Source organism: Acinetobacter sp. AOR18_HL (genome assembly GCF_027855145.1).
GTDB lineage: Bacteria > Pseudomonadota > Gammaproteobacteria > Pseudomonadales > Moraxellaceae > Acinetobacter > Acinetobacter pittii.
This window is the reverse complement of sequence record NZ_JAKTIG010000018.1, coordinates 1-9,745: the sequence shown is the minus strand read 5'-3', so window position 1 is coordinate 9,745 and position 9,745 is coordinate 1. Positions and strand designations below refer to the sequence as shown.

At 39.2% G+C, this 9,745-nt stretch carries 10 protein-coding genes and 1 pseudogene; 8 read left to right on the top strand and 3 right to left on the bottom strand.

Annotated features, from left to right (window positions below):
- Positions 1–305: 305 nt before the first annotated feature.
- Positions 306–509: a hypothetical protein gene (locus tag MKL51_RS04760; protein ID WP_000301760.1), complete on the bottom strand. Its 204-nt coding sequence runs from the start codon at positions 507–509 to the stop codon at positions 306–308.
- 129 nt (positions 510–638) lie between these two features.
- On the opposite strand from MKL51_RS04760, the gene MKL51_RS04755 reads away from it, so the two are divergent.
- The 3 genes from MKL51_RS04755 (at position 639) to adeT1 (ending at position 3,866) form a co-directional block, all read left to right on the top strand.
- Entirely contained in the window at positions 639–1,856 is a 1,218-nt protein-coding gene (locus tag MKL51_RS04755) for a phage/plasmid replication protein, II/X family (RefSeq protein ID WP_262441072.1), read from the top strand.
- Between the two features lie 10 nt (positions 1,857–1,866).
- Positions 1,867–2,193 (top strand): hypothetical protein, encoded by a 327-nt coding sequence (locus MKL51_RS04750; RefSeq protein ID WP_270904184.1) that lies wholly within the window; start codon positions 1,867–1,869, stop codon positions 2,191–2,193.
- A gap of 677 nt (positions 2,194–2,870) precedes the next feature.
- Positions 2,871–3,866: a putative multidrug efflux protein AdeT1 gene (adeT1, locus tag MKL51_RS04745; protein ID WP_270904183.1), complete on the top strand. Its 996-nt coding sequence runs from the start codon at positions 2,871–2,873 to the stop codon at positions 3,864–3,866.
- A gap of 43 nt (positions 3,867–3,909) precedes the next feature.
- Here the strand turns inward: adeT1 and MKL51_RS04740 are convergent, their stop codons facing one another.
- Positions 3,910–4,929 carry an AraC family transcriptional regulator gene (locus MKL51_RS04740; RefSeq protein ID WP_032006199.1) on the bottom strand — a complete coding sequence of 340 codons (1,020 nt, stop codon included), beginning with the start codon at positions 4,927–4,929 and terminating at the stop codon, positions 3,910–3,912.
- A 191-nt stretch (positions 4,930–5,120) separates the two neighbouring features.
- On the opposite strand from MKL51_RS04740, the gene MKL51_RS04735 reads away from it, so the two are divergent.
- The 3 genes and pseudogenes from MKL51_RS04735 to MKL51_RS04725 all read left to right on the top strand — a co-directional run bounded on the left by MKL51_RS04735 (position 5,121) and on the right by MKL51_RS04725 (position 7,815).
- Positions 5,121–6,035 carry an alpha/beta hydrolase gene (locus MKL51_RS04735; protein ID WP_032052122.1) on the top strand — a complete coding sequence of 305 codons (915 nt, stop codon included), beginning with the start codon at positions 5,121–5,123 and terminating at the stop codon, positions 6,033–6,035.
- 30 nt (positions 6,036–6,065) lie between these two features.
- A complete protein-coding gene (locus MKL51_RS04730) occupies positions 6,066–6,926 on the top strand; it encodes an SDR family NAD(P)-dependent oxidoreductase (RefSeq protein WP_032006201.1) in 861 nt (286 codons plus the stop codon).
- Between the two features lie 45 nt (positions 6,927–6,971).
- Positions 6,972–7,815 (top strand): annotated as a pseudogene (locus MKL51_RS04725) (SDR family NAD(P)-dependent oxidoreductase).
- Between the two features lie 95 nt (positions 7,816–7,910).
- Here MKL51_RS04725 and MKL51_RS04720 read toward each other — a convergent pair.
- Positions 7,911–8,810: a LysR family transcriptional regulator gene (locus MKL51_RS04720; protein ID WP_032052120.1), complete on the bottom strand. Its 900-nt coding sequence runs from the start codon at positions 8,808–8,810 to the stop codon at positions 7,911–7,913.
- Between the two features lie 89 nt (positions 8,811–8,899).
- Here MKL51_RS04720 and MKL51_RS04715 point away from each other — a divergent pair, with 89 nt between their 5' ends.
- Positions 8,900–9,310, top strand: coding sequence for a transposase family protein (locus MKL51_RS04715; RefSeq protein ID WP_171054439.1), 411 nt, complete (start codon positions 8,900–8,902; stop codon positions 9,308–9,310).
- The gene (locus MKL51_RS04710) at positions 9,258–9,728 is read left to right on the top strand and encodes an IS5/IS1182 family transposase (protein ID WP_017482311.1); all 471 of its coding nucleotides are present in this window, start codon (positions 9,258–9,260) and stop codon (positions 9,726–9,728) included. Before MKL51_RS04715 ends, MKL51_RS04710 begins: the two co-directional genes overlap by 53 nt.
- Positions 9,729–9,745 lie beyond the last annotated feature (17 nt).

Here is a 9,745-nt window from a genome sequence, read left to right as displayed (position 1 = left end):
ATAATACGGCATTATGTTACTTGCCGTGTTCGTTGACTATAAAACCCTGCATTTGCAGGGTTTTTTGTCAATGATGCGAGCATTTCTAACGCACTCGCAGGGCATTTAACATCAGTGCTCATTATGCGAATCTCGCACGCCAAGCGGTGAGGGAGGGAGAAGGAGCCTCGACGCCCGACCGACCGATCCGAGGGGCGGAAGAGGAGTCCACGTCTTCTAATGGTGGACTCTAGTCTCAAATTTGAGAATTTTATACGTCTTTTTGTACTTCTAATGGTGGACTCTAGTCCGAAATTTCGGAATTTTTAGAGGTCTTTCGAGTTTCTTACGACTACTTTTCCATTTGCTGATATCTCAACATTATCGATAGCTTGATCAAGAATTATATGTACAAGCTCACTATCTTTAATGGGCTGTAGATTTTTATTGATCAGAATTTTATTGAGCTCTACACACTTCTTTCTAAGAGATTCTTGCTCTTTGTCATTTAAACGTACTGTTACTGCCATTTTGATCACATTTTAGGGTTATTAACTTGCATACAATATTACTTGTATATGTGTTATATGTGCTTGCTATTCATGTGTAATTGTATTAAATTCTGCTAAATGTTATTTGTATACATGCGTAATTAGCCCATGCTAGATCATATTTGCATAAATGCGCCATTCGAATCCAGCTTCTACTCAGTAGATGCGGAAGGGCGTTATTTTTTTGTAGATATCGATCTTCACACCATAGAAATTCCACTTGCGTCACGATCAGTTCATAAGAATGACGATGGTTCAATTTCTGCTGCTGCTTTATTTCATCCATTTGAAAGTGTGCCAACTCATTATACGGGGATGGCAATGAAAGTATTTTTCGATGCTAGTTATGAGCCTTACGTACAAATTAAGGCTTCGCCTGCAAAGTTATTGCAGGGCCATAACGTTTTTGGTTCGGATGATATAGAGCAGGGTGCTGATGAAATGATCGGCTTCTTACACATGGCTTATCCAGTTCTTACCCGTATGCTCGATTGGAATCGTGCTTGGGTTTCACATATTGATGTGACTTACTCGGCTAAGTTGTCAGACCAGACAACGGCTAAAAAGATTCTGGATTTTCTGGCTAATGTCAGTAGCGGTCAAACTAGACTTTCAAATAAGCGGTTTGATAGCTCTGTGTATTGGGGTGGCCAGACATCCAGACTTGTAAACCATAAATGCTATTTAAAGCATGACGAATTTCTTTCTCAGTTTGAAGAACTCAAGCAACTGGCAAAGAAAAATGACAAGTCAGCTCAACGAGTTGTCGATGTCATGTCTGACTCACGGTTAATTAACTGGACTGTCGGACTTTTACGTTTTGAGTCGCGTTTAAAAAAACGTTGGCTTGAGCGTAATGGAGTACCAACGAACCTTTATGAACTTATAGCATTTCAAAAGGCAAATCCTGATTTACTTCAAACACTTTGGACTAAAGCAACGCACGGAATATTTGATGCCATGAGAGGTCAAACTGTGAAATTGATTAATGATGAAAGTGTCTTGGAAGCCATATCTAACTCGCCAGTTGTCGTTACCAATAGCGGTAAGGTTTCTCAAACACGTATCCGAAATATTTATTCTACGTACTGTTTAGTACGTGAACATGGTTTAGAAAAGTTAGCTGAAATGCTTCCTAAACCTACGTTTTATAGACATTTATCTGAACTTTGCGATTGTGGCTTTTCAAAGGCATTTTTGCAGAACTTGCATGACAACAAGGCTAAAAACGTCATTCCATTTATGAAGCTCGTAGAAATCGACTTTTCACAACAATTGCCTGAGTGGTATGAGCCGCCAGTATCGCAATTTAAATCAGTAGCTTAAAGGTGAGCAAATGAACAATTCACAACATCCAATTATGACAGTCACAGGCATTCGTAAAGCTGCTGGAGATTTCCAAGATCAAACATCAGGTAAAACAATTGAATTCTCGAATACCGTTGTAACGGTTTTACAGAATTATTCTGAGCGTGAGCTAGAACAAGGTGCAATCGGTTTTAAATCTACTGACTACAAAATTAAAGGCGCTCAGTTCTTTAATGATTACGTTGGACAGAAGCTGCCAGCCGAAGCTGCAATGATATTTGATTGGGATTTTACAGGGAAACAGCCACGAGCTGTATTAGTAGCATTAGACTTTAATGCCAAGAAACCTATATAAATCAATGGGTTAATATGGAAATATTAGCCTATTCGTATAATGTATATTATGTTAAATAAAAGATTTGGAAACCTACCATATATAAGGCTTCGCTTCTCTATGTTGTTGCTTCACTACTAATTCTTAACTGTGATGAATACTTAGCTTGGTTAACTGTATGTGTTGTTCTAGCAAATTACTAAACGCCTAAGCTGGTTCTATTGGATGCTTATGTATTAAACCCTATTTCTAATCTTAACCAGAATAATTTTCTAGACAACTTCCTGTAAGTTGTCATTACACTTTTATATTTACCCTAGTGAGCTGAGCTACTTACAAGATGTATTTGCGACTACTGGCTGCTATACAGATTTCTTTTTCTAAATCTCCTTTTAAGCCTCAAAACTTTTAGCCTGTTAAAATTAAAAACTGAAACTCAAATTATTATGTATGAATATATTAAAAACCTCTTTACATGCTTAAAAAAAAGATATAGTACGTGTATACAGCTGTTCTTTAAATTTAGCTCAATGGTAGATCTCAATTCATAACAACATAGCCATACAATTAAAAAAATAAGATGCTAATCCCAAGCTCTCTTTTGACTTTTTCACTTAAAATTTTTATTGAAGTGTCATATCTAATCTAAGCAAGATTCATAAAATAATTTTTATAATTTAAATAATGGATAATTAAATATGGATCGTTTTAAAACTATTTTACTCATTGCAAGCACATGTTTAACAACAACTATTTATGCAAAACAACAAGTCGTTTGTGTGTATGACCCCATTGGTAAATCGGGAGATGCTTTCGCTTTAGCCAAAGACTATGCACTTGAAGCTAAAAACTGGGGAGCTGATCTATCTTTAAAAGCATATGTAGATGAACGCATTGCGGCTGAAGATTTAAAAGTCGGTAAGTGTGATGGCGCTATTATTAGCGGTTTACGTGGTCGTCAGTTTAATAAATATACAGGATCTTTAGATGCAGTTGGCGCATTAACAAATATGAAAACGGCAATTAATGCCTATAAACTGTTGTCTTCACCAATGGCCGCAAAAAACATGGTGGTCGGTTCTTATGAAATTGCAGGTTTAGGCACAATTGGCCCTGCATACTTATTTGTAAATGATAGAAGTATCAATACACTCGCTAAAGCTGCCGGTAAAAAAATTGGGGTATTTAAATATGATGAGGCGCAACCAAAGCTTGTCCAACATGTTGGAGGTCAGGCTGTATCGGTAGACGTCACCAATGCTGGTGCGAAGTTTAATAACCATGAAATTGATATTGTGCCCGCTCCTATTGTGGCATTTAAACCTTTTGAACTACACAAAGGTTTAGGTGAGAAAGGAGCAATTGTTCTTTTTCCTTTAACTCAAATTTCAGCAAACTTCATTATTCGTAAAGATCAGTTTCCAGCAGGTTTTGGGCAAAAGTCGCGAACTTGGGTAGCCAGCCAATTAAATAGAACCTTTGGCATTATTGCTAAATATGAAAGTGATATTCCTTCAAAATATTGGATGGATATTCCTAAAAATGAGCAATTAAACTATATGAAAATGATGCGCGAGGCACGTATACAGCTAACCAAGGCAGGTATTTACGACCCTAAAATGATGAATTTTTTGAAAAAAGTAAGATGTAAAGAAAACCCAAGTAATTTTGAATGTGCGTTAAATGATGAATAAACACTCAAAACATACGCACATCTCATTTTAAGAGGTTCTACCCTCAGTTATTCATTTCCTCACGGGCTTGTTGTGGCGTTTTACCCGACCACTCTTTATAAGCCCGTGTAAATGGACTGTGCTCGGCATAACCTAACAGTAAGGCTATTTCTACAATTTGTAGCCTTAGATCTTTTAAATACGATTTTGCCAATTCGTAACGAACAATATTTAATTCTTTACGAAAATTCGTACCTGCCTCGGTTAAACGGCGTTGCAAGGTTCTACGTGAATAATTTAATCGCTCTGCAAGCTGTTCAATAGTGGGTTCGCCTTGATGAAGTAAGTAAGCAATCTGTTTACGGACTTGGTCTGTAATTTCATCAATATGTGGCAGGCTTGCCAGTAACTTGTCAGCATGTTTTTCTAGTATGGCAACTAAGACGGCGTCGGAGTTTTTAAGCGGCAGACTTAAGACTTCCTTATCAAAACGCATAAGTGCCACGGGTTGCTCAAAAAGTACAGGACAGCCGAAATATTCTTCATAAGGCTTAACATTTTCAGGCTGTTCATGAATAAAATGTATTTCTTTTAGTTTTACTTTTCCTCTAATGAGACTACGGCAAAACTGAACTATAACGGTACGGCCAGTTTCATCCGATAAAGGGCCGACTTGCTCACCTTTTGTATCCCATGAAAGTTCTACATATTCAGTATAAATACGAACAGTGGCAGGATAAACGTCATAGACAAGCCGCTGATATCGTTCAAACCTTTCTAAAACTGCCCCCAGATTTTCGCAGGCAAGAAATACTGACCCTAAAACACCTAGATGCTGAGCTGTAATGGTTTGACCTACATGTAAACCAATGAAAGGGTCATTTAAATAATCTTTGGCAATAATGAGAAGACTTTCCCAATGATCGATATCTACGCCTTCTAAATGATTTGAATCTGCTTTAGGCCATGGTTCACCCAGTACCTTTTCTGGGTCATGTCCTAGTTTTTCCAGATATTCAAATAATAACTGGACATAGATTTCAGAAATCCTTCTTCTATACAACGGCTTATTCAATCCATTCATTCCGTATAGTTCTAATTTGGCGCTAAATATCAACTAGTGTACTTAAAGCTTTTAAGCAAAAGCAAATGACTAAACACACCTGCTCAATCCAAATTTTGGCGCAAAGTGTCAAGCAATATGGCAGCTTTCATCAAGCCCAATCTCATTATTTTTCAGAAGATAGTGTTATAGCCAATATTGAGAAAAATACGATGGGTAAAAGTCTAAATAATGTGCCCCAAGCACCACTTGATGTTCAGTTTGATTCAAATGGCATGAAATGCAGTGCCTATTTATATCGTCCAGCGACCGAGGCCACTACACCAATTATTGTGATGGCGCACGGTCTGGGTGGTACTCGTCGAATGCGTTTAACCGCTTTTGCAGAGCGCTTTGTGGCAGAAGGTTATGCTTGTTTAGTGTTTGATTATCGCTATTTTGGTGATAGCGAAGGACAACCTCGACAATTACTAGACATAAAAAGTCAGCTTGAAGACTGGAAAGCCGCTATTGCCTATGCACGTAGCCTAGAAAAAATTGACCCAAACCGCGTGGTTATATGGGGGACTTCTTTCGGTGGAGGCCATGTGCTGGCAACAGCTGCTGATGATAATCGGCTTGCTGCTGTTATATCACAATGCCCCTTCACTGATGGGTTCTCATCTAGCATGGCAATGAACCCAATAACGACCCTTAAGCTCACGGGACTCGCATTAAAAGACAAGATTGGATCAATGCTCGGCGCCAAGCCAGTCATGGTGCCTCTTGCAGCTCCAACAGGACATACAGCATTAATGAATGCACCTGATGCTTATTCAGGCTATCTCGCACTCATGCCTTCAGGATCAAATATTCCAAACTATGTCGCTGCACGTTTTGTACTCGACATCATACGCTATTACCCGGGCCGTAAGACATCACGTATTCAAGCCCCCGTGTTTTTTTGTGTCTGCGATACCGACTCTGTTGCACCCTCAAAAACAACATTGCGTCATGCGAGCCATACACCCAATCATGAAATTAAGCACTACGCCGATGGTCATTTTGAAATTTACGTTGGAGAAGCTTTTGAGCGTGTTGTTCGTGATCAGATTGACTTTCTTAAACGCATCGTTCCAGTCAAGTAACAGTAAATTTAAAATATTTGGAGAAAGACCATGAAATATGACCTTAACAAAAAAGTTGTTTTAATTACAGGAGCCGCTGGAGGAATTGGTGCAGCAACAGCCCGTGAATTTTATGCATTAGGTGCAAACTTGGTACTCACCGATATGCAACAGGAAGCTGTAGATAAACTTGCATCTGAATTTGATGCGTCTCGGGTTTTACCATTAGCGCTAGACGTTACTGATGCAGTAGCCACAAAAGATGTAGTCCAGAAAACAATAAAACACTTTGGACACCTTGATATAGCTTTTGCCAATGCAGGTATCTCATGGCGTGATGGTGCTTCGACAATTGCTAGCTGTGATGAAGCTGAGTTCGATAAAATTGTTGAGGTTGATTTACTGGGTGTCTGGCGCATAGTCCGTGCTGCCTTACCAGAAGTGACCCGTAACAAAGGACAAATCCTCATAACCTCTTCTGTTTATTGCTTTGTCAATGGAATGGCAAACGCTCCATATGCGGCTTCAAAGGCGGCAGTAGAAATGCTCGGACGCTGTCTCCGTACAGAGATTGCATATACTGGTGCAACCGCTAGTGTTGTCTATCCAGGCTGGACAGCAACACCGATCGCTAATGTTGCCTTTGGGGGGAACCCAACTGTAACGAAGATGATTGAAGCAGCATTTCCAGCATGGTTACGCAAGCCTATTTCTCCGGAATATATGGCGCAAGCAATTGTAAAAGGTGTGCAGCGTCGCCAGCCACGCATTTTTGCTCCAGTGCGTTGGGTTCCGTTCTCGATATTACGCGGAATCTTTAGTGCAGGTAGTGATGCAATGGTTGTACACCATAAGAAATTACAGGGATTACTTCAACAACTTGAAAATGAATCTAAACCTATCCAGAAATAATCCATTTCCTTAAAACTCATTTATAAAAATGTCTGGAAATCTGATATGTCTAAGTACAAATTAAAAGATAAAGTTGTGGTCATCACAGGTTCAACAGGTGGTCTAGGACTTGCGATTGCTCAGGCATTACAAGCGAAAGGCGCAAAACTAGCACTACTAGATTTAGAGCTTAGCAAAGTCGAAAGTCAGGTAAAACAGCTAGGTGGGCAAAGCATTGCCGCAGGTTGGGTAGCCGATGTGCGCTCTTTAGAAAGCCTAGAAACAGCTATGGCAAATGCAGCTCAACACTTCGGTAAAATTGACGTGGTGATTGCAAATGCAGGCATAGCTACAACCGAAGCACTAGAACATATGGCCCCTGAAACCTTTGAGCGAACCATCGATATTAACCTTACAGGGGTATTTCGTACTTTTCGCGCAGCTATACCGTATGTAAAACAAACTCAGGGATATTTACTGGCTGTGTCCTCAATGGCAGCTTTCGTCCACTCCCCGTTAAATACTCACTATACTTCGAGTAAAGCAGGCGTCTGGGCTTTATGTGATAGCCTTCGTCTAGAATTAAAATATTCAAATATAGATGTTGGTAGCCTTCATCCGACCTTCTTTAAGACCCCAATGATGGACAGTATTCAAAATGACCCAGCAGGTAAAGCTGTGTGGAAAGGTAACTCGGGTATTTGGAAATATGTGTCTATTGAAGAAGTTGTTTCAGGCGTAGTTGAGAGCATAGAACAGCGTAAAGATATGACGGTTGTACCTAAAATAAATACCCCGATTGCTAAAGCACCAGCATTGTTTAGAAATGTGATTGAGTTTTTAGGTTTCAACCGTAAACAACTTAAACAGACCATGCTCTTGGCAGAGAAAAAAGCATAGTTCATTTTAGGTCTTTTCGTACACGGATGTTATTGGGATATCCGTGTTTATTTAATTAGCAGCAAAATTCTAATCATTGACTCAAACTATAAGTCTTATGCGCAGCTACTTTCTATTAAAATTTTCTTTTAACGCATCGATTAAGATATTTAATAAAGGTGCTTGCTCACGTCTGTGGGGATAATACAGATGATAAGGTTCATAGCTATGTCGCCAGTCCTTTAGCGTTTCTTCCAGTTCACCACTTTCAATATAAGGCTGAACCATGTCAATAGGTAAATAAGCGATTCCTACACCGCTCCTTACTGCTTGAAGCACTGGAGATAGGGTTGTAAAAACGATTTTAGCATTAACAGTAATTATTTGTGTTTTACCTTGTTTGGTAAATTGCCAACGATAGAGTTCACCATGTGTTGGTAATCTTAAATTAATACAGTGGTATTCCACTAAATCTTTTGGATGCTTTGGGTGACCATAACGAGCTAAAAACTCTTTGGTTGCAACAGTAAGCATTTGTATTGGCTCACTCACCTGTAAAGCGATCATATCTTTAGAAACCAAACCACCTCTTCTAAGTCCTGCATCAAAACGCCCTTCTACAATATCAACAAGACCATAATCAGATATGATCTCTACTGAAATTTTTGGAAATTGTTGTATGACTTTTTCAACTGCTGGCCATAAAACACTTTGTATTCCATATTCATCTGCACTAATACGTAATGTTCCTGCTGGATCATTTTTTAAAGCACTAATTTGATTTATGCCATTTTCTATTTCTTCTATTGCAGGTTGAAGCAAATTCAGTAGATATTCACCTGCTTCTGTCGGTGCGACACTCCTGGTAGTTCTTGATAATAGTTTTATGCCAATTCGGTCTTCTAAATTACGGAGTGTTTGGCTAATGGCTGACTGTGACGTTCTGAGTTTTGCGGCTGCACGGGTAAAGCTTCGCTCTTGAGCAACGACCATAAAAGTATGCAAATCATTTAAATTTTCTTTCATTATTTATAAGTATTCAATAGATCTCTTTCATAAATCAAAAAACGACCTTCTTTTTGGTTAATATTTGCACTCCGGATTTCTTGGCATTCGTGCATAATCTGCGGATGAAATACATCGATTCAAACAAGCTTTCTGATCCTCAGTTCAAGCGATACACAGGCATCTCATGGTCAACTTTCTATTTGATGGTTGAGCAATTGCAGAAGCATGTCTCTGCCAAAGGCAGACCGCCCAAGTTAAGCCTGGAGGATCAGGTTCTGCTCTGTCTGAGCTATTGGCGGGAATACCGAACCTTATTTCACGTTGCGACGAGTTACGGGGTTTCAGAGCCCACAGCCTCAAGAATTGTCCGTCATGTTGAAGACTGCCTGATTCGGTCCAATCTGTTTAATTTACCCAAAGATTTACCCGAGGGCGAAGGCATCGACTGGAATGTTGTGATCGTGGATGCCACGGAAATTCCAATCCAAAGACCTAAAAAAACAGAAGAAAAGCTATAGCGGCAAGAAAAAGACCTATACCTTTAAAGTACAGGCCATGATTCACTACAAAACTCAGCAAATTATGAGTTTATGTACCAGTCGCGGTGCAGTGCATGATTTCGAGTTGTTCAAACGCAATTTAAACCAGATTCCTTTTGGGGCTTTTATCCTTGCAGATAAAGGCTATCAGGGGATTTATGTGTTGTATCCGAATAGCCTGTTGCCATTAAAAGCCAAAAGACACTGTAAATTGGATCCTGAATTGAAAATCTATAATCAAGAAATCAATAAAAGAAGAATCGGAATTGAGCATGTATTTGGCAGCCTGAAAACCTTCAAAATTCTTGCTGAGCGTTATCGAAATAGAGGTAAAAGGCTTGGTTTGAGATTCAATTTAATCGCTGGAATCTACAACTTGGAGCTGAGTAAAAAATGATTTATGAAAGACATCTA